This window comes from Pantoea sp. AS-PWVM4, from assembly GCF_000468095.1.
Lineage (GTDB): Bacteria > Pseudomonadota > Gammaproteobacteria > Enterobacterales > Enterobacteriaceae > Pantoea > Pantoea phytobeneficialis.
On the sequence record NZ_ASZC01000028.1, the window covers coordinates 1 to 20,969 of the forward strand.

Consider the following 20,969-nt stretch of genomic DNA (forward strand, 5'->3'; position numbering starts at 1 on the left):
GATTTCATGGTCATTTCCTCAGAAGTTTGTTTAATCGGTGAGGCGTTGTGCCTCGATGTGAGAGAGAATAGACCTGTCGGCGGGTGAGGAAAAGCTGAGGGATTTGCTGAAAGAATTCAAAAAAATTGAATGAATGTTAGGCTACCTTATTTCCCGGTCAGCAGATAACTAACCGGGCGGTGATCGAGGTAAATTCTTTAAACGGCCGGATTAAGATTTCAGTTGTTCAACAGGGAGCGATACGCTGTCTGCCATCAATGTTTTGACGTATCTCCTTGCTTGTTAACATTATCTCCCGCGAACTCAGTCTGAACGATCTTGCAAAGCGGTCGATATTGCAGATCAGACGACCTCTTTTTCTTTAACGTTTTGCCTTTCTTTCCTGTAGGCCAGTAGATAAATAAATCAGCAATCAACTCAAGTAAGTCTCTCATACTTTCCTCACTTATCTTTCTTCCAGAACGTCCCCACAATTTAATCCGTTATTGCGTTCTTCTGCCAGCTTCAAATGATGCGAGCTCCGAAGAACATCGGTTTTCCTCACCACGAGATCGGAGGACGGCGATGTGTGAAGAATAAAAAATTAATTAAACTCGGAATGGTTTCATTTATTTAAACACCCCTGAATTCCTGTTGTTATTCCTGTGAAAATACCCGCCACAACGCGGTTACCGCCCCCTGAACCACGGACTGGAATTATCCTCAAACCTAAGTAATAATCCCTGCCCAGCTAACTGGTCGCTAAGGCTAAACACACAATTTCATTGTGTAATCAGGTAATTTTCTACTCCCGGGACTCAATTGAATGGCAGACAAAAGCAAGGAGCTTGCTGCGCTGTACCTTATTGAACACAAACGGATGGAACGTCAGATTCGTCGTCGTGTTGGGTGCGGCAATACGGCCATGGATTTGGTGCAGGATATCTTCCTGCGCCTGTGGGAAAAAGCCGAATGGTGGAAAGGCGATTCCGCTGCCTATCTGAGTCGCTGTGCTCGTAATGCTGCTATCGACCACCTGCGTACCGAGAAAACGAAAGAGAGTTACCTCCAGAACGCAGCAACCGAGCAGGATGAGGAACAATCCGCATCGCCGCATGAGATCGTCGCCGCACAGGAAAATATCCGCCACCTTGATAAGATATTGGCGTCGTTACCGCAAAAAACGCGGCATATTTTCCTACTTAACCGGGTTCACGGACGCAGCTTCTCAGAGATCGCTGCGGTGATGGGCATAAGCTCCCGCGCAGTGGCGAAACATATGGCCCGCGCGGTGGCCGCTTGTGAAGATCAATCGGTTAGTGGAGTGAAAGATGCCGAATAACCCTGCCCCACAGCATGCCGATATTCGGGCAGAAGCGCGTCGCTGGTTCCTGGTGATGCAAGATAACCCCTCACGTTTCCAGCGAGCAGCCTGTGAAAAATGGAGGCGCAGCCACCCTGCACACGAAGAGGCCTGGAACGCCATTGAGTCAGTGTGGCAGGACACCGCTGCACCAGGCATGCAACTTGCGGAACAAGAGGCTGACGTCCTGGCGGGATATCTGGCGGCGATGGACCACAATCGTGACCGACAACAGCGCAGACGTCGCTTCGCGTCGGCTGGCGCAGTTTGCATACTGCTGCTGATGGTGGCAGGCGTATGGCTACAGAACCCCTCGTGGATTGAGAATCTTTCTGCCGATCATGTTTCAGTGCGGGGAGAACGCAGCAGCGTGCTTCTGGCCGATGGTTCAAAAGTATTACTGGATGCTGACAGCGCGATCAGCGTGGCTATGTCAGCAGAAACACGCCGCGTTCACTTGCTACGCGGTGGTGCCTATTTTGATGTTACCCCGTCAAAGACCCCGTTTATTGTAGAGACATCAGCGGGGAATGTTCGCGTGTTAGGCACGCAATTCGACGTGCGACTACAACAGGATAATGCCGTGGTCACGCTGGCTCGTGGTAGCGTCGCGGTACGCAGCAACGAACAATCAACCCCCACGATTATTAAACCCGGACAACAGGTTACCTTCAGTCGCAACGGTGTGGATGTGCCTGCTCAAACCAATATTGCCGATGCCATGGCATGGCACAGTGGCCGCTATATTTTCTATCGTGCCCGTTTGGCTGACGTAGTGAGTGAGATTGAACGCTATCGTCATGGGCGAGTGATCATTCCCTCTGCTGAGCTGGCCGAGGAGCGCGTCACCGGGAGCTTTTCTCTGACTGATACCGATAAAGCGCTGGACTCACTTCAGGCCAGTGTTGGCTTCAGCATGCGTAAGGTGTCTGAATATCTCGTGATAATCTCGAAATAAATATCATTAATTAACAACATGTTATGAATTTTTTCCTAAAAAAATTCATCTTCAGGTTCAGTGGTACGCATTCTCGTTCGTGATACCAGAGATAGTGAAAATGATAATTAATATTGTTTTCGTTTACCTCGGGGTGTCAGTACAGAGAAAAAGGCGTGTCATGAACAATAAAAAACTCCCTTCCGCAGGCTACGCGTTAGCATCCGCATTGCTGTTATCTGCGGGAGGAACGACGACTGTTGCAGCAGCAGTCCAGCAACCACAAACACAGCAATACAGCTTCAATCTCCCGGCTAAACCGGTTACCCAGTCGGTTAATGAAATTGGCCGCATCGCAGGCCTTTCCGTGGCATTCCGCGAAGACCAGGCGATTGAGATCACCGGCCAGCCAGTACGGGGCAAAATGACCGTGGATCAGGCGCTGAGCACCCTTCTGAGTGGTGCGGGCCTGGGATACCGCTTCAGTAACCACAACACCGTTCAAATTTATGTTCTGCCAAAGGACACCACCAGCGACAGCACCATCGTGGTAGAAGCGACTGATGATGGCACGCTCGGTCCGGTGCACGGTTATGTCGCCAGTAACAGCATCGCCGCCACAAAATCCAACACACCGTTGATGAAAACCCCGCAGTCGATCAGTGTGATCACCCATCAGCAGGCGGAAGCCCAGGGGGCGCAAAGCCTGAGTCAGGCACTGCGTTATTCGGCAGGGGTCGCGGCGGAAGTCAGGGGATCAGCATCACGCTACGATATCCCCTACATCCGAGGCTTTGGCTCACCGACCGACAGTAACCAGTATCTGGATGGCTTGCGATTACTGCGCGGTGGTGGCTATGCCATCCCGCAAATTGAAACCTATGGCATTGAGCGCATTGAATTTCTCAAGGGCCCCTCTTCCACACTCTACGGTGGCGTTAACCCCGGCGGATTAATCAACGCGGTTTCCAAAGCGCCATCCAGTCGATCTCAAAATTCGGTGGAGATGCTCTACGGAAGCCACCAACATATGCAACTGGGCGTGGATTCAACCGGGCCGCTGACCGACGATAATACCCTTCTCTACCGCGTTGTAGCGCTGGGTAAGAAATCAAATACACAAGTCGTTAATACCAAAGAAGAACGCTTATACGTTGCCCCATCGCTGACCTGGATCCCGGATGTGGATACTTCTTTTACGCTGAACATGAGTTATCAGCGTGATCCTGAAGGCGGGTACTACGGGATTTTACCGACGGTGGGTAGCCTGTGGTCGAGTCCGGCGGGACAGATTCCGCGTAACTTTAATGACGGCGATCCTGATTTCGATGAATTCAGCCGAACGCAGACGGCCGTGGGCTATCAGTTCGAACACCGCTTCAACGATACCTGGACCTTACGCCATAAGATTCGCTACCTCGATCTGACCACTGTCACCAAAAGTCTGGGGACATCCTCTCTTGCGGCGGATGGCCATACGATTTCCCGCTACGCACTTGCGACCGATGAAACATTGCGTGGTGTGGCATCTGATCTGCAACTCCAGGCAGAATTTGATACCGGGCGTCTTTCCCATACCGCGGTTGCCGGCTTCGACTATCAGGAATCCTCCTGGACGCAGATCCGCGATTATGGTTCAGCTCCGTCAATTGATTATTTGAACCCGGTTTACGGTGTTGCAAGCAACCTGACGCTGTCGCGGATTACCAATCAGAAACAGAACATCACTCAGTCAGGACTCTATTTGCAGGATCAGATTGATATTGATAACTGGACCCTGGTGACCGGTGGACGCTACGACTACGCCCGTACCCGAACAAATAACTATCTGGCCAGTTCACGCAGTGTTCAGGATGATGACGCTTTCAGCGGCAAAGTCGGCGTCATTTATAATTTTGATAACGGCATCGCGCCCTACGTCAGCTACTCGACATCCTTTTTGCCCGTCACTGGCAGTGACAGCAACGGAACCGCGTTCAAACCAACCACTGCACAGCAACGTGAGGTGGGTTTGAAGTACAAACCCACCTATTTTGATGCGTTATTTACCCTTGCCTGGTTCGACATCACGCAGAAGGATGTGGTGACCTACGCCAACGCCTACACCTCCTATCAGACTGGCGAACAACGCTCCCGCGGCCTTGAATTTGAAAGCAAAATGGCGGTAACAGATAACCTCAATGTCACCGGTGCTTTCACCTATACCCACGCTAAAGTGGAAAAAGGCCTCGGAGCCGATGTAGGGGATCGCCCGATCGGTATCCCGGATTATTCGGCGTCATTATGGGCTGACTATACCTTCCGTCATGGCCTGCTGAAAGGCGTGACCATTGGCAGTGGCGGCCGTTATGTAGGTAAAACGGTAGGCGGCTACTCTCCGAATGTCTACACAGCTAACGCCAGACGACTGGATGTACCCGGCTACACCCTGTTTGATGCCGCCCTCAGCTATGACTTTGGCCTGCGATCCCCGATGCTGGCTGGATTGAGCACCCGTCTCAGCGTCAATAATGTCTTTGATAAACAGTATGTCACCTGCCTTGCCAACAACTTCTGTAATTACGGCAACGAGCGGGTGGTCAATCTGTCTGTGAACTATCGCTGGTGACATGGATGAACGTAATTATGCAGCCAGGAGATGCAGGATCATCTGACGACAGCGGACAACTCGCGGTGCTGTTAGCTATCGGTGCACTCTACATCGGTTTCGGCATGACGGTTGGGCTAATCCAGGGCGGGTTACCCACTATGATGCGCGCTCAGGGAATGAGTCTTGGGGCGGTAGGTTGGCTGTACGCTCTCTACCTGCCACTCGGTGTGGCGTTCCTGTGGTCACCGGTGATTGACCGCTGGCATCCACCCTTTTTGGCATCAGAGCTGGCATGGATTGTACCCATGCAGTTGATCTCGGCATTGATTGTGGCAGCGGCTGCTTTTATGGCAGACGCGGCACTGAGCACAATGTTTCTGTTGGGTTTATTGCTCGCGTTCGCTATGGCGACGATGGATATCGCCCTTGACGCGCTGGCGGTCGAACGTATCAGTGCTGCCTGGCGATCGCGGGCCGCCGCCTGCAAACTGGGCGCACTCTCCATCGGCGCGATGATTGGTGGAGGGGCTATTGTCGCGTTATTCCATCACCTTGGCTGGACCATTCTCTTTTTATGTTATGCCGCCGGTTTGCTCCTGCTGATGATCCCCATGCTGTTTTTGAGCAAGGCGCAAGCATTTCACGGAGTGAATCGCACCCGATCAAACCACCGCGCGAGTTTACAAAATCTGTTGCGCAATCACCGGCAGCGCAGGCGGCTGATTTTGTTGACGCTGACCTGCTGTGTGATTTTCCCGCTTGCGGCGCTCAACCGACTGATGTTGATCGATCTTAAAGTACCGATGGAATTAATCGGAGGCATAGTCGGCACACTTGGGCCGGTAAGCATGCTCATTACCGCATGGATATCGGCCCCTCTGATGCGCCACTGCGGATTACCGCGAACGATTAGGGGGTTCACCGGCCTGGGGATACTGGCTCTGGCTGCCATGACATTGGGCTACACCCTGGTTAAACCCTGGCTGGCTATTTCTGGCTCTGTGGCGATCGGCGCTGCGGTGAGCGGGATTTTCGTTGCTCTGAGTGCCAGCATCCTCGGCTGGTCACGCGGTGAACAACCGGCAACAGACTATGCCACTTTTTATGGCGTTGGCCGTTTCGCCAGCACGCTGGCTACCGTTGCCGTCTCACAAATGGTCGCGGTGATTAACTGGCCGCTGTTTTATGGTTGCGGAGCACTGGCGCTGCTGTTGGTCGTTGGCTCGCTGCGTACCTCTCTGGAAGAAAAGGATTGAATTATGAACCCAAAAAACGCTTACCACGGTGCACCACCGGACGATGAGATCTTTGATATTAGTGAGTGGCCGATCGTCTTCATTCGTTTCCCACAACTCGATATGCCGGACAGAACCAATCGCCTGCTTAATGGACTGAGCGGTTTACTTGCTCAGCAGCAACGCCTGGTTTTTGTCTGGATCCCTGCGTTGCATGGCCATGAAAGGGAGCCTCATGAGGACGAGAAACAGTCTTCCCGGTGGATGAAACAATATAAAAATGAGATAGCTAACTACTGTGCGGGCTACATTTACCTGACTGATAATCCAGCCGTTCGCGCCAGCCTGAGCGAAATGTTTCCCAAGTTAAGGAAAATGATGCCTTTCCCGAAAACACTCGCCGACGACCGTGCAGACGCCATTGCAAAAGCACATGAGTACCTGGCCTTGCCACCGGGTAATACCTTGTAATTCTTTCGCCGCAGATTCGCTCTGTGGCGAAAGGCATTAAAAGCACGATTTTGTGCAGGCACGTTAAATCACGTCGCTACGGAGATCGCAAAATGAGTTTTTGAGTAAATGAGTTTATGAGTTAGACCAGCGCGAGTGCTGCATCCGCTGGTCGTCATGGTTATATCCTGCTCCAGGTTTGGGTATGGCGCCGCTCGCCAAGCTCACTCCCGGTTTCAATCAGCCTGCGGGCATTCGGTGATAGCTGTCCACTTCGCCAGAGATAATGAATTTCGGTATAACCTACCTCACCGAGCGAATGGCTGCGTACATGCTGATGTCCTGGCAAGGTTTGTAATACGGAACGCAACACCCAGGCCGCCCCCATCCCTGCTGTCACGCAAGCCAGCATCGTATGGTATGACTCAATTTCCGTCACCGGCAGATGGCTGATGCGCGCTTCTGCCAGCCATCGATCCATGCGGAAGCGAAACGAGCAATCATGGCGAAATCCATAGAGTTCGGCACACTGGAGATCCGATGGCTTTCTGACCGCAGGATGATTGAGTTCCGTGATCAGCAACATTTCGTCGACAAAGGCCAGTCGGCTTTCAAGGGCCTTTGACTGTACCGGGCCATCAGTCAGGGCAATGTCGAGTGTTCCATCTGCCACATGTTGCACCAAAACCTCCGAGGCTTCGTGCCGGATATCGAGGCCAATACCGCTGTATCGTTTACGGAAGGTGCCAATCAATGCCGGCATAAAATCGACCAGAACCACATCCAGCGCGCCAATCACCAGTTTTCCTCCCAGATCCTCTTCTCGCATCAACAGACGGGTGCTGTCGGTGAGGTCCAGAATACGTTGCGCGTGGTCCAGCAGTAGCCGCCCGTTCTGCGAGAGGGACATCCCCTGGCGGTCGCGCAGAAAGAGTTCGCAGCCTAAATCCTGTTCAAGCTGCTGGATGCGTACCGTGATGCCTGAAGGAACGCGGTTTAACACCCGAGCCGCGCCTGAGATCGATCCGGTCTGCGCTACCGCACAGAAGGCCCTGAGTTGAGAAAGGTGCATTCGGCATTCTCATTTAATGAATGATGGGTTCTATTAATTTCATTTTTCAGAATGCTGGTCAAATCCTATATTGCTTCACAGATAACCATTATCCCGGCGGATGAAACCCGGAAAACAGGAGAAAATTATGGATTTAGGCCTGAAGAATGCCAGAGTCATGCTAAGTGGTGGCACACGCGGTATTGGTCGAGCCATTGCCGAAGCATTTTTGTCAGAAGGGGCAAGCGTCGCTTTCTGTGCGAGAAAGAGCGAAGAAATTGACGCGGCTCAGGCCGCAATGGGCAACCGGGCATTCGGTTATAAAGTTGACGTGACAGAATCAGATCAGGTACGCGCCTGGGCTGAGGATGCTGCCGAAAAAATGGGTGGTATCGACATCGTCATTCCCAACGTCAGCGCACTGGCCGGGGGTTCCGACCCGGAAACATGGCGTCTGGCTTTCGAGACCGACCTGCTCGGTTCTGTGAGCATGGTAAACGCTGCGTTGCCCTGGCTCCGCCAGTCACAATCAGGTTCAGTGGTTCTTATTTCAAGCGTATCAGGCCGAGAAGTGGATATGTTTGCCGAGCCTTATGGGGTGTTAAAGAGCGCGTTGATTCATTATGGTAAAACCCTGTCGGCAAAACTGGCACCCGAGAAAATTCGCGTAAATACTGTGTCTCCTGGCAACGTTTACTTCGTAGATGGGGTTTGGGGGAAAATCGAGCGCGAAACGCCCGATCTCTTTGCCGAATGTCTGGCAATGAACCCAATGGGACGAATGGCTCGTCCGGATGAAGTGGCTAAAGCCGTGCTTTTTCTTGCCAGCTCCGCTGCCAGCTTCACGACGGGCACCAACCTCACTGTCGACGGTGGACTGACAAAAGGTGTTCAATTCTGAGTAATTTACCGCATTAAAGGGAGGCTTTGTGCGCACTCGTCCATCATCCCGGTTGATCGTTCGCTCTCCGGCAAATCAGGTTCTGCTGTTTAAATTTTGCCATAAAGATGACGCGTTAAATGGCAAGACATACTGGGCAACACCGGGCGGCGGGCTGGAGCCGAATGAATCCTTTGAGCAGGCCGCCTTACGCGAATTGCTGGAGGAAACCGGGTTGCAAAGACATTCAGTTGGCATGTCGGTCGCATCCCGAACCTTCACCATGATGCTGCCAAATGGGGAAACCGTTTATGCTGACGAACGTTTCTTTATCATTCACGCGGATAAAACAGATATCGATTGCTCAAGGTGGAGTAAGAACGAAAAGGAAGTCATGCGGGATCACCACTGGTGGACGCTAGAAGAACTCAGACATACCAACGAAACGATCTTCCCACATGATTTGATCATCGACATACTTGCAGACAACCAGGACAAGCTCCGTTCCGTTTAGTCCTCAGCTTTCAAGTGCAGTAAGGATTGAGGCTTCCATTTTCTCCGGCGTGGTGAACGGTGCAAAACGCTTAAGTGGTTTACCGTCACGTCCAATCAGGAACTTAGTGAAGTTCCATTTGATCCGGCCACCCAGCACGCCGGGTAATTCATTCTTCAGATAACGAAACACCGGGTGCGCTGCGGTTCCGTTGACCTCAACTTTCGCGAACATCGGGAAGTTCACACCGTAGTTAATGTGGCATGTCTGCGCGATTTCCTCGGCGCCGCCAGGTTCCTGTTTACCGAACTGGTTGCAGGGGAAACCAAGCACCACGAAACCCCGGACGGCGTATTTCTTGTAGAGCGCTTCAAGGCCGCCGTATTGTGGCGTGAATCCACAATGGCTGGCGGTGTTAACGACCAGAACCACCTGACCAGCGTAGTCGGCCATAGAGATAAGCTGCCCGGAAAGACTGGTGGCAGTAAGTTGATAAAAGGTAGTCATCTCGTAATCCTCAAAGCATAACCCGTTCGGCCACGTAGCGCGTTGTTGCCGGGGCACAGGTCATGGGTCGTGGAGAAGCATGCCTGTTACTGATTGCGTGGCAGGTCTGGAATCTTGTGCAAAGATATCTTTGCAAAGTCGAACCAAAAGAACAACTAACAGGCGGCCCATCAGAGGGCTGTCATGAGCGAAAAGCGCACATTCGCAATTTATCGATACAAGATGCAGGCTTGTAAAACGGTTGCGCATTTATCGTGTAGAAATAAAGCAGGCTTTTTATATAGTTGGATGATGAACTTTGAAAACTCAGCAGGTAATCGCATGATATTAAGTGTTAATCACGTTGGTTTTTCAGTTAAAAACATTGAAGACTCATTATTATTCTGGACTCAGATTCTTGGAGGTAAATTATTACGCGAAGGAAAAATGTCTGGACCTATAATCGATGAGGTAACAGGTGCAAGGGGAGCTGATGTACGAATGGCTATGCTTGAACTGGCTGATATTCAAATTGAATTACTACAATACAATAACATTGAGCAGCCAGAAGCACCTTCAGCACCCTATATCCCAGGCTACGCTCACCTTGCTTTTATAGTTGAGGATCTTGATACGCTCTTAGGCAAAGTATCGGACTACGGCTGGAAGACGCCCGGTAAACCTCAGACAGTGTTGTCAGGACCCATGCAGGGAACCCGAGTAATATATTTACAAAGCCCTGATGGTCAGACGCTTGAATTGATGGAACGCAGTCAATGAGGCCCACATATTATGACCTGTTATTCTCTAATTAAAACAGTGATGTCTGCAAAGTCCGCTCCTGGCACAGAGAAGACCTAATTGAGGAGAATCTCTGTTATCGAGCAGCCAGCATCTCATTTACCAAAGATGAGCCTTCAGCAGTGGGATTAAGTTCTGCGATACTTGCAGAAGCCGACGTGGATCCAGAATACAAAATGTGGCGCCAGAGTGTTTTAATTTTTTATACGGATCTGTTTATAAGTGGATAAATAATGAGCAGTGGTACCGATAGCAATCCACAAAACAGATATACAAAAATAAAAAAAATCCAGCTGGGGCCATTTACAGTGAAGAAATAACTCCACGTTTCTTTTTTCATTATCATTAGCCCCAGTTTATTTGTGACAAATAAAGAATATGGGTACGTTACTGCACTTATTGATAAATAGATAGCAACATACGGAATATAGGGTATGTATGCAGGGAAAATCAATCCATCATGTAGGTCTTTCAGAATACTGTAAACAAAATAGCCAAAACCAATCAAACCCCAAAAGCAGTGTCTAAAATAATATTTACCGGTCATTTTATGTGGTTATTTTATGATATTTCGAGAAATTTTATTTGAAATAGATAATAATGGCAAGAACGTGTTCATCCACTTTCCCCGAGGTAACATGTTAAGATGGGTCTCGCTTGTTCTCCCCATCACGGGGATTTTTCCATTTGTTTGAGGAGAAAATATGCACACTGTAGGCATATTCTGTGGCTCTTCTGAAGGCTGTACACCCGCTTACATGGAGGCTGCTCGTCATGTTGGTAGGTGGTTAGCTGAACAGAGTATAAATATCGTTTATGGGGGCGGACGTGTTGGTTTAATGGGTGCCGTAGCCGACTCAGCTCTCGCATATGGTGGTCATGTAACGGGTGTTATTCCAAAGTCCCTGCTGGAACGTGAAATTGCCCACACCGGGTTGTCTGAGCTACAGGTGGTGGATAACATGCATCAGAGAAAATCTGTGATGGCAGAATTATCATCCTGTTTTATCGCCTTACCGGGTGGCGCAGGAACTGCTGAGGAGATATTTGAACAGTGGACCTGGGCACAATTAGGCATACATGATAAACCCTGCGCGTTTCTGAACGTTAATCACTTTTACAACCCGCTTAAAGTGATGGTAAATCAGATGGTGAGTGAAGGTTTTATGAAACAGAATTATGCCGATATGCTTCTGTTTTCTGAAAATTTGCACGACATTATCGAGTATTTCAAAACCTATACGCCACCTGCTTCAAAGTGGACAACCCGGAGAGAAAATTGAGCCAGGAGAAGACGCTCATTCAGCATTGATTCGGCAATTCAGGGAAGAGCTTAATCTTGAACTATCGCAAGAGGAGCTTACCCCACCTGGTGAATTCACAGATGCACCGCTAACGTTAAACAAAAATGTCCCACACGTATGGCCATCAACACCCCAGGCAATCTGTTGCAGGGTTTGTTGAGAATCGGACAAGGTCGCGGGCTGTTGAGTTTTGTGAACACACGGTAAGGAAACGCTGTGACGATATTTGTACCGCTGATTTATCTTTTTGCCGGCTGGCTGGTCGGTAAAACAGCCTGGGATTTAAAAGCAGCTGCCTCATGGGTATTAACCCGCGTAGCTATTCCGGTTGTCATCATCTTCAATATATCCACGCGTTTTGGCAGTATGAGTACGATAATCATCGCGACAGCCATCAGCATGCTGATTATGCTGATGGCTTCCCGATATTTCTTTCGCGATCCCATTAAAAGCCTGTGCTTCAGTTACCTGAATATCGGATGGCTGGGATTACCTGTGGCGACGGCCCTCTTTGGCGATCAAGCCGCAACCATTGTTATCGCCGCCTATGTCGGCAGCTCAATCGTAGGCAATTCCGTCGGGGCTGGTATGCTCTCCGGCCACCATTTCAGACTGTTGAAATTAGTTCAGACTCCGCCTGTGCTGGCACTGATTGTCGGGGCCGCGCTCATTCCGTTCAGTCAGCAGATAACGCTGTGGTTTAACGATCTTTATGAAGTCGCAAAATTTCTGATGAGCTTTCTTGGTATGGCGGTGCTTGGCGTTTGGCTGTCAAAAACTGAGCTGACGCTTAAGGATCTCCGGCATGAAGTTCGCCCATATCTGATTAAATCAGCAGCGATGTTGATGATGATTTCGCTGATGATAGGGCTTGCCAGAATTGTCGATTTCAGACTGATAACGGAAAATACGCCAACACTTTATCTCTTTTGTCTTCTGCCTCCGGCAGCAAATATCATCGTTCTTGAAACGCATTATCTGGGGACAGGTCGTTCGGCCCGGATTATTACCTGTGGAACCTGCATCAGTATTCTTGCGATGAGCCTCTTTGCAGCAGCTATCACGATCGGCAAAACGATGGGCATCGTTTTCTGACGTTGTCAGCACTTAACAAACCGAGAATTATGGCCCCCGGTGCTAATGCACCGGCTATACAGCAAACTCTGCACTGTTCATCATCTTCCGTGTCTGCCTGTTCTCAGAAGTCTCAATAAAGCACCTTCATAAACCGACGAGGAAGACGTGACCAGAACAGAAGCTCCGGGATTAAGGGCGTCAGAGAGTGCCGCAAGTTGTAGCATCGGCCCCCGGACGTTAACATTCATCATGTGATTAAATGATTCAGCGGTAACCGATTCCGGGGAACCTACTTCGGCGAATCCTGCGTTAAGCCACAGCCCATCAAGAGTACCCCAGTGGTTAATCGCCACCTGGAATTCACTGATATCTGATTCGCTGGCAGCATCACTTTTGAGGATGAGCGATGTTTCAGGCAGCAGATCACGAGCGCGTTGCAGTCGTTCTTCATTTAACCCCGTAATAGCGACCTGACCACCTTCATATAGGTAAACATCTATTTTTCGTCTGTTTCGTCTGTTTCGTCTGTTGATATTTTCGTTTATTTCGAATAAACTGCCATTGAAGACTGTTATAAAGCTAACGCATAAAACTGAACCTAAACCCTGGATACTCAAATGACGAACTCAATTCTGGATAGCCTGAGCCTTCCGGCTCAAGGGGAGATTGAGGCAGCTGTACGTGGACAAAGGGAGCTTGCTGCCTGGCTCTCCACGAAAATGGAAACGCAAAAAATTACGATTCAGGACGCAGATAACAACACTCACCAGATCGAAATACCAACGTCTGCATTGACGTTGCTTATGTCAATTTTAGGAGAGTTGGCCGCCGGTAACGCGGTTCAGGTCGTTCCTGTTCATGCTGAATTAACAACTCAGGAAGCTGCCAACATTCTGAATGTTTCCCGCCCGCATATGGTGAAACTACTGGAAGACGGGAAGCTACCTTTTCATAAAACAGGCCGCCACCGCCGAGTGCTTTTCGCCGATCTAATGCGTTACAGGGACCAACGTGATAGCGAAAGCCATAAAGCGATGCAGTTATTAGCAGATCACAGTCAGGAACTTGGATTTTACTGATGAGCCACTCACCTTATCCCGTAGTATTAGATGCATGCGTCCTTTATCCATCCTTACTACGGGATTTATTGATGCACCTGGGGTTGAGCGGACTCTATCAGCCGAAATGGTCGGCCATTATAGAAGAAGAATGGCAGCGTAATTTGATTAAGGACAGACCAGACTTAACTTCTGAACAAATCAAACACACTGGTGAGCTTATGAACCGGGCATTACCTGATGCTATGGTTACAGGTTTCGAGCCTCTCGTTGCCAGTATTGATCTTCCCGATACGGATGACAGGCATGTTGTTGCTGCCGCCATTTGCAGCCATTCTGAAATTGTCGTTACGTTTAATTTGAAAGATTTCCCACAACAACATCTGGGCAACTTCGGTATCGAAGCATTACATCCAGATGATTTTATTACTGATTTATTTGACTTGAATCAGGCGCTTGTCCTGGCGGCCGTAAATAAACAGCGTTGCAATATGAGAAAGCCACCTAAATCGGTTGACGAGTACCTTGATGCGCTACTCCGCCAAGGGTTACCACAAACAGTAAAAGAATTAAGTAAATACCACGTTCTTATTTAGTCAGACTGGTAATAGGCAGCTATAAGGTGTTAATAGACATTACGCCAAATGTAAGAGTGTCTGGTATTCAAGAAGTCTTTTCCTCATCAATTGTTTTTATGAAGTATGGCATTAACTCCACCCCAGACCGTGCTATCCGTTGATAGTACTTCTACGGTGCCAGTGAGACTGTTCCGTCGGAATAACAAATTGTTTTTTCCTGATAAGTCTCGTGCATAGCTTACCGTTCCGTCAGGTAGCGTTACTTTTGTACCGGAGGTAACGTACAGTCCAGCCTCTACAATACAGGAATCACCAAGAGAAATACCGATTCCCGCATTCGCCCCGAGCAACGAGCCTTTACCGATCTGGTTTGTCTGTTTACCGCCGCCGGACAGCGTACCCATAATTGACGCCCCCGCTCCAACATCACTACCATCTTCTACCGTGACTCCGGGTGTTATGCGACCTTCGACCATACATTGCCCTAACGTGCCTGCATTGAAATTAATAAACCCTTCATGCATCACTGTAGTTCCTGGGGATATGAAAGCTCCGAGCCTGACCCTGTCGGCATCTGCAATACGAATTCCGGAAGGAATGACGTAGTCAACCATACGAGGGAATTTATCAACACTGAAAACCGTGAGTTGATGGTAGTCATCGGCAACAAGGTGTCTCAGATATGGCACAGATTCCGGGAATACCGGCCCCGCAGACGTCCAGGCAATGTTAGGAAGATGCTGAAATAGCCCTTCCAGATTTATCTCATTTGGTTTGTATTCTCGTAAAGATAATAAGTGTAGACGGAGGTAAGCATCTTCCGTAGAAGTAATGCCATTTGAAATATCACTCTCGATTTCAAACCACTCACATCGTATGATTTTATGTTTCACAGCAAGACATGAGCGATTGTGAAATTCCCCCGAGGGATAGTAGGAGTCAATCGTTTTATTAGTCTGTATATCAACGTATCGATTACCACCGCGTTTAATTCTATGATCCATATCCACGCTCAGGTCGGATTATCGTCCCTTTCTTGTATATCAAAACCTTTTTGTTTACCAGCTTATGGTGTGACAAATTCCCTAATGCACATCCTCCCACTTCAGATCGAAGCGCAGCAGATATTTACGCAAACGATCCGCATCGTTGGGTTGTTTTTTTTGTTGTCGTGATACGGCAAACAGCCTGCGTCCGGCATCCGACAACGATGCCGAAGTGCGACAAACATCAATCACCGCCTCAAGCTGCTTTTGGTCGAAAATATCGATTTCCTGATTGAGCGGAAACTCCGTGGTTCCGCCCTGCTCTGTCTGCCATGCCCCCAGCAGCCGGGTAATCTCTTCATCCACCAGCGCAAGATTAATGCGCCCGTTCTCAGCCAGCGTCGCCATGCGCGCAACACTGGCTCCCAGCTCACGAAAATTCCCTCTCCAGCTGGCCTTGGCGGAATAAGCGAAATGCAGATAGCGTTCACGCGCTTCCTTATCAAAGCGCACCTGTTGTTGATGCTGACGCCCGTAACGGTGCAGTTCATATTCAACGTTAGGTTCAATATCTTCGCGCCGTTCTGCCAGTCCGGGTAAGCGGAACGTCCACATGTTGATACGTGCGTATAAGTCCTCCCTGAAACGTCCCTCACTCACCCAGCGCGGCATATCCCTGTGCGTACCCGCAATGAGCTGAAAATCACTGCTGACTTCACGATCGGCACCGAAAGGAAAGAAACTTTTCTCTTCGATGGCACGCAGCAGCATGGCCTGCTCATCCAGTCCCAGTTCAGCTATCTCATCCAGAAAAAGAATGCCGCCATCTGCTTCGCGGAGTAACCCACTGCGGGCAGTCAGCGCACCGGTAAAGGCCCCTTTGACATGGCCAAACAACGTCGACATGGCATTATCACCACGGAGTGTGGCGCAGTTAACCGCCACAAACTTTCCTTTTATCTGATGGCGTGACTGGCGCAGTTGATAAATTCGCTCGGCAAGAAACGACTTCCCGGCACCGGTGGGGCCAGTCAGCAGCATGGGGGCATCCGAACGCTGCGCAACACGTTCAATTTGCTCAATCAATGCGTTAAAGGTGGGGTTGCGTGTTTCAATGCCAGATTTCAGGAAAGATACCGAATTTGCCTGCTCGCGCTGGAAACGGCTGGTTAAGGTAGCGTAGCGGCTGAGATCCAGATCGATAATCGAATAGATCCCCTTTGGTGTGGTTTCATCCTGCGGCCCCGGCCCGGTCTGAAGAAGAGTGGCGGGCAGATAACGGGCTTCTGTCAGCAAAAACCAGCAGATCTGCGCGACGTGCGTCCCTGTAGTGATGTGCACCAGATACTCTTCATTTTCTGTATCGAAAGGATAACGGCTGACGAAATCCAGAAATGCGCTGTAGACCTCTTCGAAGTCCCAGGGATCATTCAGACTGACGGCGTGAGGAACCACCTGCGTCTGGGGTGATATCTGCGCGATATCCTCCGCAAGCTGATCGGCCATGCCGCGATTACGCGGTTGATGAAGCAGCTCAAACCGATCAATCGGCAAATCTTCATGCTGGCACAGCGCAACGCTGGGACGCCATTTCGTCCAGCGATTCTGACGCTTACCCCGTCTGTCCAGCTGAGTCCCCAAAACACCAATCACCACCCTGCGCTTCATTTCTTATCCTGTAAGATAAATTCTATTTTTAAATATAAATAATTACTGACCTGCTGACTATCCCTCGTGTCGAGGGTTTACTTTTTAATGTTATTTATCATATGGTTATTAATTTTTTATCGATATGCTTTGTTTTGGCACGCCGTTCGCAATTACAAAACGACGCAAACAAAAAAGAGAACAAGCATGAAACCTCAATTTGACATTATTCACCCCGCCGCAGGCGTACCGATAAAAATGTGGACGCAGGGCGTACCTGTCGAGCCAGAAGCGAAAATGCAACTGCTGAAAACGGCCAGCATGCCATTTATTTTTAAACATATGGCGGTAATGCCCGATGTACATCTGGGTAAGGGTTCGACGATTGGTAGCGTCATTCCGACACGCGGCGCCATCATTCCGGCGGCAGTAGGCGTGGATATTGGCTGCGGCATGATCGCCGTACGCACTTCGCTGATGGCGGGCGATTTGCCGGATAACCTGCAAGGACTGCGCAATGCCATTGAACAGGCCGTGCCGCATGGTCGGGTCACCGGACGGGGTAAGCGTGATAAAGGTGCCTGGCAGGATACTCCCGATGACGTAAACGCCCATTGGGCGCAACTTGCACCGCGTTTCAGAAAGCTCACGGACAAGTATCCACAGCTCCTGAAAACCAATAACCACCAGCACCTGGGGACACTGGGGACGGGTAATCACTTCATCGAGATCTGTCTTGACCAGAGTGAACGCGTATGGGTGATGCTGCACAGTGGTTCGCGTGGCGTAGGGAACGCCATCGGCACGCTGTTTATCAAACTGGCTCAGCAAGATATGCAGCAGCATCTGGCTAATCTCCCGGACCGGGATCTCGCTTACTTCAGCGAAGGCAGCCAGCATTATGACGATTATCTTGCGGGGGTGAGCTGGGCGCAGGATTACGCGCATCACAACCGGGAAGTGATGATGAATCGCGTGTTAGCAGCCTTGGCGGCCTGTATTACCAAGCCATTTGCTACCCATCAGGAAGCCGTCAACTGCCACCACAACTACGTACAACAGGAGCAGCATTTTGGTGAGCAGATTCTGGTGACGCGTAAGGGGGCCGTATCGGCACAGAAGGGACAAATGGGCATCATCCCGGGTTCGATGGGTGCCAAAAGCTTTATCGTGCGCGGACTCGGCAATGAAGAAAGTTTCTGCTCGTGCAGCCACGGTGCGGGCCGCACCATGAGCCGTACCGCAGCCAAAAATCGTTTCACCATTGATGACCATATCCGTGCGACCGCCCATGTGGAATGTCGCAAGGACACTAACGTGATTGATGAAACACCGATGGCCTATAAAGACATAGATGCCGTGATGGCCGCGCAATCGTCGCTGGTGGAAATCGTGCACACGCTGCGCCAGGTCATCTGCGTTAAAGGATAAAGGAGAACACAATGGAGATAAAAACCGGACTGCATGGCGTTGATGAGGCCATGCGTGAACGCGTCCGTGGCGTGCTGAAGGAAATCGAGGCGGAACACGACGTACGCGTGCTGTTTGCCTGCGAGTCTGGCAGTCGGGGCTGGGGATTTGCCTCGCCAGACAGCGATTATGACGTGCGTTTTCTCTATGTACACAAGCCTGAGTGGTATTTGCGGGTGGAAGCCTCGCGTGATGTCATCGAAAAACCCATCGATGACGAGCTGGATGTCTGCGGCTGGGAGTGGCGCAAAGCACTGGGGCTGCTGAAACGGGCTAACCCGACACTGATCGACTGGCTGGACTCACCCGTCGTTTATCGGCAGGAAAGCAACGTCATGGCACGCCTTAACACCCTGAGTGGCCGTTTTTTTTCGGCGGATCGTGCCCGCTGGCACTACAAGGCGATGGCAGCCAAAAACTTCCGCCAGTATTTGCAGGAGGAAGAGGTGCGACTGAAGAAATATTTTTACGTGCTACGCCCGCTGCTGGCTGTGCGTTGGATAGAGGAAAGAAACGGTGCACCACCGATGCGTTTCGATCAACTGGTGCGTGGAACGGTATCCGACACCCGATTATTGCGCGACATCGAAGAACTGCTGACCATAAAACAGCGTTCAGGCGAGGCACAGTATGGTTCGCGCCGTGAAGTGCTACATGCGTTTATCGAAGCGGAGCTGACTCGCGACGAAATCCTCCTGCCCGCTGCACATGATAAGTCTGCTGATGCGCTGCTGGACCGGTTGTTGTTTGAAACCGTCATGAATGTGGAAAACGAATGATGAAAAGCTGGTTTGATCGTTTATTGGGTAAAAACACGGAAATGACCTTCCCTGTTGTTTGGGACGATCAGCAACCGTCGATCTACGCATGTCTTGCTGAAAGCTATGCGCAGGCCGAACCGGTGCCTGCTGACGCCGGGGTGCTTGCCAACCAGCCGATGAGTGATTCCGATGAGATTTGCTGGGCACCAGGTGCGCTGGAAGGCACCATGATTTATCACTTTGGCGTGGGTAATGACGGCCCGGATGCCTCGGAGATTCTGTCTGCCCTGCATCAGGTGCAGAAAAAGCCTGACACGAAGGCCATACAGGCGCTCTATCAACTGATTAATCAGGGCTCGCCCGTGCACTACATTGACGAGCTGCTGAGCGCGATTCCGCAGTCTCAAAACCTGCGGGCAGAAGCGCTCTGTAAGCTGGTGGTCTGGCTCGCCACCGCCAGTCCGGATCGTAACGTGGTGAAGTTTGCTATGGCACTGATGGCGTACTTCCCACAGCAACGCACCGTGGAGATTCTTCAGGTACTGGCTCGTCATGATGAATTCACGCTTTACGCGGTGGTCGCGTTGCGAGCGATGCTGGAACCGGAAGAATATGCACCTGTGTGGTATGGCATGGCGCTGCGCGTCAATGGCTGGGGGCGTATCCATTTGATGGAGCGCATGCCGGAACAGATGGATGATGAACTTCGTCGCTGGTTACTGCGCGAGGGGTTCTCCAACTCCGTGATGAATGAATACACCGCCGTTAACTGCGCAGTACGCGGTGGGTTGCTGGCTGCACTCGAAACAGAACATGACGACGCGTTGCTGATGGGTGCCGCTGAGATGCTTTATGCCATGCTCATAGAAGGTCCGGTTCCGGGCATCTCGGTTTACGATGATGCGCCCCTGAGCTGTCAGCGCTATCTGGAGAAGGTGTTGGCTTGTAAGCCCTCTCACCCACTGCATTTTTTAACTGCCCGGCATATTGGGACATGGGTAGAGAGTGAAACATCGCTCTCCCCTGCCACTGCACAACACCTGGCTGAAAAGAGTAAGCAGGTCCAGGCGATGTCGCTGTGGGACGACCTTATCCCTCAGATCCTCGCCAGCGGTGAAGGTTATGTCTATTACCTGGCGATTCAGGTCAGCCGGGAGCGCAAACAGGATCCGTGGCCTTCCCTCTTTGAACGCCAGTGTAAGGATTCCGCAGAAGATAACTGGTATCAACTGATGCAGACCGAGGATGCTGCTCAGGCACAGCAGGTGTGTACCCTGGCACAGGCTCAGTTTGACCTGCCAGCGATCGCCTCGGGTCCTGCTCTACGCAGCGGTGTGGGTCCAAACTGGAAGATGCATTCTAAACTTGACGCTGTCGTCCAGGAGTTGAAGCGCTTCCCGTCAATGGGGTGGCCTTTACTGGAGGCCGCACTACAAAGCCCGGTGATCAGAAACCGTCAGATGGCGCTTAATGCTCTGGAAGCATGGCCAGCGCCAGTACTGTCGGAGCATCGTGATTACCTGACGGAATGCGCAGAACGGGAACCGCATGAAGAGGTACAAGCTCGGCTGTTGACTCTTTCCGCGGTAGATTAAGGCTCAGAACTCGCTCAGATCGTAACCAGACACCGTGGCGCAATGTTCAAAAGTCGTAAACCACTCCTCCAGCGATGCGCCTGCTTCACACAGCATACCGGCAAAATCTGCTGGAGGAATCAGCCAGATTCCGGTGCTGCCGATGTGCAGAAAGCGATCGAATGACTGATCATCAGAAACATAGCCAGCCCGAATAACGTTGGCACCCATGTGATCACGCCCAATGCA

21 protein-coding genes and 1 pseudogene are annotated in these 20,969 nt (G+C 50.7%); 16 read left to right on the top strand and 6 right to left on the bottom strand.

What is annotated here, in order from left to right; translation table 11 throughout:
- Window positions 1–805: 805 nt before the first annotated feature.
- From L579_RS21285 to L579_RS21305, 5 genes are all read left to right on the top strand, one after another.
- Window positions 806–1,321, top strand: a complete 516-nt coding sequence (locus tag L579_RS21285; protein ID WP_021186213.1) for an RNA polymerase sigma factor — start codon at window positions 806–808, stop codon at window positions 1,319–1,321.
- Complete coding sequence (locus L579_RS21290) at window positions 1,311–2,300, top strand: FecR family protein (protein WP_021186214.1); 990 nt, start codon at window positions 1,311–1,313, stop codon at window positions 2,298–2,300. Before L579_RS21285 ends, L579_RS21290 begins: the two co-directional genes overlap by 11 nt.
- 160 nt (window positions 2,301–2,460) lie before the next feature.
- Complete coding sequence (locus L579_RS21295) at window positions 2,461–4,887, top strand: TonB-dependent siderophore receptor (RefSeq protein WP_021186215.1); 2,427 nt, start codon at window positions 2,461–2,463, stop codon at window positions 4,885–4,887.
- A 5-nt stretch (window positions 4,888–4,892) separates the two neighbouring features.
- Entirely contained in the window at window positions 4,893–6,125 is a 1,233-nt protein-coding gene (locus L579_RS21300; RefSeq protein WP_036627861.1) for an MFS transporter, read from the top strand.
- A gap of 3 nt (window positions 6,126–6,128) precedes the next feature.
- Window positions 6,129–6,575, top strand: a complete 447-nt coding sequence (locus L579_RS21305; protein WP_021186217.1) for a hypothetical protein — start codon at window positions 6,129–6,131, stop codon at window positions 6,573–6,575.
- A 160-nt stretch (window positions 6,576–6,735) separates the two neighbouring features.
- On the opposite strand, the gene L579_RS21310 is transcribed toward L579_RS21305, so the two are convergent.
- Window positions 6,736–7,626, bottom strand: coding sequence for a LysR family transcriptional regulator (locus L579_RS21310; RefSeq protein ID WP_021186218.1), 891 nt, complete (start codon window positions 7,624–7,626; stop codon window positions 6,736–6,738).
- Between the two features lie 127 nt (window positions 7,627–7,753).
- On the opposite strand from L579_RS21310, the gene L579_RS21315 reads away from it, so the two are divergent.
- Both L579_RS21315 and L579_RS21320 read left to right on the top strand, forming a co-directional pair.
- Complete coding sequence (locus tag L579_RS21315; RefSeq protein WP_021186219.1) at window positions 7,754–8,506, top strand: SDR family NAD(P)-dependent oxidoreductase; 753 nt, start codon at window positions 7,754–7,756, stop codon at window positions 8,504–8,506.
- 28 nt (window positions 8,507–8,534) lie between these two features.
- Window positions 8,535–8,999 (top strand): NUDIX hydrolase, encoded by a 465-nt coding sequence (locus L579_RS21320; RefSeq protein WP_021186220.1) that lies wholly within the window; start codon window positions 8,535–8,537, stop codon window positions 8,997–8,999.
- Between the two features lie 3 nt (window positions 9,000–9,002).
- Here L579_RS21320 and L579_RS21325 read toward each other — a convergent pair whose 3' ends face one another.
- Window positions 9,003–9,485 carry a glutathione peroxidase gene (locus tag L579_RS21325; protein WP_021186221.1) on the bottom strand — a complete coding sequence of 161 codons (483 nt, stop codon included), beginning with the start codon at window positions 9,483–9,485 and terminating at the stop codon, window positions 9,003–9,005.
- A gap of 321 nt (window positions 9,486–9,806) precedes the next feature.
- Here L579_RS21325 and L579_RS21330 point away from each other — a divergent pair, with 321 nt between their 5' ends.
- The 4 genes from L579_RS21330 to L579_RS21340 all read left to right on the top strand — a co-directional run bounded on the left by L579_RS21330 (window position 9,807) and on the right by L579_RS21340 (window position 12,664).
- On the top strand, window positions 9,807–10,244 hold the full coding sequence (locus L579_RS21330) for a VOC family protein (RefSeq protein ID WP_036627925.1): 438 nt from the start codon (window positions 9,807–9,809) through the stop codon (window positions 10,242–10,244).
- A 725-nt stretch (window positions 10,245–10,969) separates the two neighbouring features.
- The gene (locus tag L579_RS21335; RefSeq protein WP_036627863.1) at window positions 10,970–11,548 is read left to right on the top strand and encodes an LOG family protein; all 579 of its coding nucleotides are present in this window, start codon (window positions 10,970–10,972) and stop codon (window positions 11,546–11,548) included.
- Window positions 11,445–11,729, top strand: coding sequence for an NUDIX domain-containing protein (locus L579_RS23640; protein WP_161628648.1), 285 nt, complete (start codon window positions 11,445–11,447; stop codon window positions 11,727–11,729). Before L579_RS21335 ends, L579_RS23640 begins: the two co-directional genes overlap by 104 nt.
- 56 nt (window positions 11,730–11,785) lie before the next feature.
- A complete protein-coding gene (locus L579_RS21340; RefSeq protein ID WP_021186223.1) occupies window positions 11,786–12,664 on the top strand; it encodes an AEC family transporter in 879 nt (292 codons plus the stop codon).
- A gap of 86 nt (window positions 12,665–12,750) precedes the next feature.
- Here the strand turns inward: L579_RS21340 and L579_RS23465 are convergent.
- Window positions 12,751–13,179: pseudogene (locus L579_RS23465) on the bottom strand (SDR family oxidoreductase); the annotation flags it as partial.
- Window positions 13,180–13,263: 84 nt separating this feature from the next.
- On the opposite strand from L579_RS23465, the gene L579_RS21345 reads away from it, so the two are divergent.
- The gene (locus tag L579_RS21345) at window positions 13,264–13,725 is read left to right on the top strand and encodes a helix-turn-helix domain-containing protein (RefSeq protein WP_036627866.1); all 462 of its coding nucleotides are present in this window, start codon (window positions 13,264–13,266) and stop codon (window positions 13,723–13,725) included.
- Window positions 13,725–14,300: a PIN domain-containing protein gene (locus L579_RS21350; RefSeq protein WP_036627870.1), complete on the top strand. Its 576-nt coding sequence runs from the start codon at window positions 13,725–13,727 to the stop codon at window positions 14,298–14,300. Before L579_RS21345 ends, L579_RS21350 begins: the two co-directional genes overlap by 1 nt.
- An 86-nt stretch (window positions 14,301–14,386) precedes the next feature.
- On the opposite strand, the gene L579_RS21355 is transcribed toward L579_RS21350, so the two are convergent.
- On the bottom strand, window positions 14,387–15,286 hold the full coding sequence (locus L579_RS21355) for a DapH/DapD/GlmU-related protein (protein ID WP_021186225.1): 900 nt from the start codon (window positions 15,284–15,286) through the stop codon (window positions 14,387–14,389).
- 81 nt (window positions 15,287–15,367) lie between these two features.
- The gene (gene rtcR / locus L579_RS21360; RefSeq protein WP_021186226.1) at window positions 15,368–16,936 is read right to left on the bottom strand and encodes an RNA repair transcriptional activator RtcR; all 1,569 of its coding nucleotides are present in this window, start codon (window positions 16,934–16,936) and stop codon (window positions 15,368–15,370) included.
- Window positions 16,937–17,122: 186 nt separating this feature from the next.
- On the opposite strand from rtcR, the gene L579_RS21365 reads away from it, so the two are divergent.
- The 3 genes from L579_RS21365 to L579_RS21375 are packed head-to-tail and all read left to right on the top strand — an operon-like array spanning window position 17,123 to window position 20,741.
- Complete coding sequence (locus L579_RS21365) at window positions 17,123–18,346, top strand: RtcB family protein (protein WP_021186227.1); 1,224 nt, start codon at window positions 17,123–17,125, stop codon at window positions 18,344–18,346.
- An 11-nt stretch (window positions 18,347–18,357) separates the two neighbouring features.
- On the top strand, window positions 18,358–19,164 hold the full coding sequence (locus L579_RS21370; protein WP_021186228.1) for a nucleotidyltransferase domain-containing protein: 807 nt from the start codon (window positions 18,358–18,360) through the stop codon (window positions 19,162–19,164).
- Window positions 19,161–20,741, top strand: a complete 1,581-nt coding sequence (locus L579_RS21375; RefSeq protein WP_021186229.1) for a hypothetical protein — start codon at window positions 19,161–19,163, stop codon at window positions 20,739–20,741. The genes L579_RS21370 and L579_RS21375 overlap by 4 nt, the downstream gene beginning before the upstream one ends.
- A gap of 3 nt (window positions 20,742–20,744) precedes the next feature.
- Here L579_RS21375 and L579_RS24240 read toward each other — a convergent pair whose 3' ends face one another.
- Window positions 20,745–20,951 (bottom strand): hypothetical protein, encoded by a 207-nt coding sequence (locus tag L579_RS24240; RefSeq protein WP_021186230.1) that lies wholly within the window; start codon window positions 20,949–20,951, stop codon window positions 20,745–20,747.
- Window positions 20,952–20,969 lie beyond the last annotated feature (18 nt).

Bases quoted from the DNA above. Each gene is read 5' to 3' on its own strand.
- L579_RS21285 (WP_021186213.1), top strand. From the start codon at position 806: ATGGCAGACAAAAGCAAGGAGCTTGCTGCGCTGTACCTTATTGAACAC.
- L579_RS21290 (WP_021186214.1), top strand. From the start codon at position 1,311: ATGCCGAATAACCCTGCCCCACAGCATGCCGATATTCGGGCAGAAGCG.
- L579_RS21295 (WP_021186215.1), top strand. From the start codon at position 2,461: ATGAACAATAAAAAACTCCCTTCCGCAGGCTACGCGTTAGCATCCGCA.
- L579_RS21300 (WP_036627861.1), top strand. From the start codon at position 4,893: ATGAACGTAATTATGCAGCCAGGAGATGCAGGATCATCTGACGACAGC.
- L579_RS21305 (WP_021186217.1), top strand. From the start codon at position 6,129: ATGAACCCAAAAAACGCTTACCACGGTGCACCACCGGACGATGAGATC.
- L579_RS21310 (WP_021186218.1), bottom strand. From the start codon at position 7,626: ATGCACCTTTCTCAACTCAGGGCCTTCTGTGCGGTAGCGCAGACCGGA.
- L579_RS21315 (WP_021186219.1), top strand. From the start codon at position 7,754: ATGGATTTAGGCCTGAAGAATGCCAGAGTCATGCTAAGTGGTGGCACA.
- L579_RS21325 (WP_021186221.1), bottom strand. From the start codon at position 9,485: ATGACTACCTTTTATCAACTTACTGCCACCAGTCTTTCCGGGCAGCTT.
- L579_RS21330 (WP_036627925.1), top strand. From the start codon at position 9,807: ATGATATTAAGTGTTAATCACGTTGGTTTTTCAGTTAAAAACATTGAA.
- L579_RS21335 (WP_036627863.1), top strand. From the start codon at position 10,970: ATGCACACTGTAGGCATATTCTGTGGCTCTTCTGAAGGCTGTACACCC.
- L579_RS23640 (WP_161628648.1), top strand. From the start codon at position 11,445: ATGCCGATATGCTTCTGTTTTCTGAAAATTTGCACGACATTATCGAGT.
- L579_RS21345 (WP_036627866.1), top strand. From the start codon at position 13,264: ATGACGAACTCAATTCTGGATAGCCTGAGCCTTCCGGCTCAAGGGGAG.
- L579_RS21350 (WP_036627870.1), top strand. From the start codon at position 13,725: ATGAGCCACTCACCTTATCCCGTAGTATTAGATGCATGCGTCCTTTAT.
- L579_RS21355 (WP_021186225.1), bottom strand. From the start codon at position 15,286: ATGGATCATAGAATTAAACGCGGTGGTAATCGATACGTTGATATACAG.
- rtcR (WP_021186226.1), bottom strand. From the start codon at position 16,936: ATGAAGCGCAGGGTGGTGATTGGTGTTTTGGGGACTCAGCTGGACAGA.
- L579_RS21365 (WP_021186227.1), top strand. From the start codon at position 17,123: ATGAAACCTCAATTTGACATTATTCACCCCGCCGCAGGCGTACCGATA.
- L579_RS21370 (WP_021186228.1), top strand. From the start codon at position 18,358: ATGGAGATAAAAACCGGACTGCATGGCGTTGATGAGGCCATGCGTGAA.
- L579_RS21375 (WP_021186229.1), top strand. From the start codon at position 19,161: ATGATGAAAAGCTGGTTTGATCGTTTATTGGGTAAAAACACGGAAATG.
- L579_RS24240 (WP_021186230.1), bottom strand. From the start codon at position 20,951: ATGGGTGCCAACGTTATTCGGGCTGGCTATGTTTCTGATGATCAGTCA.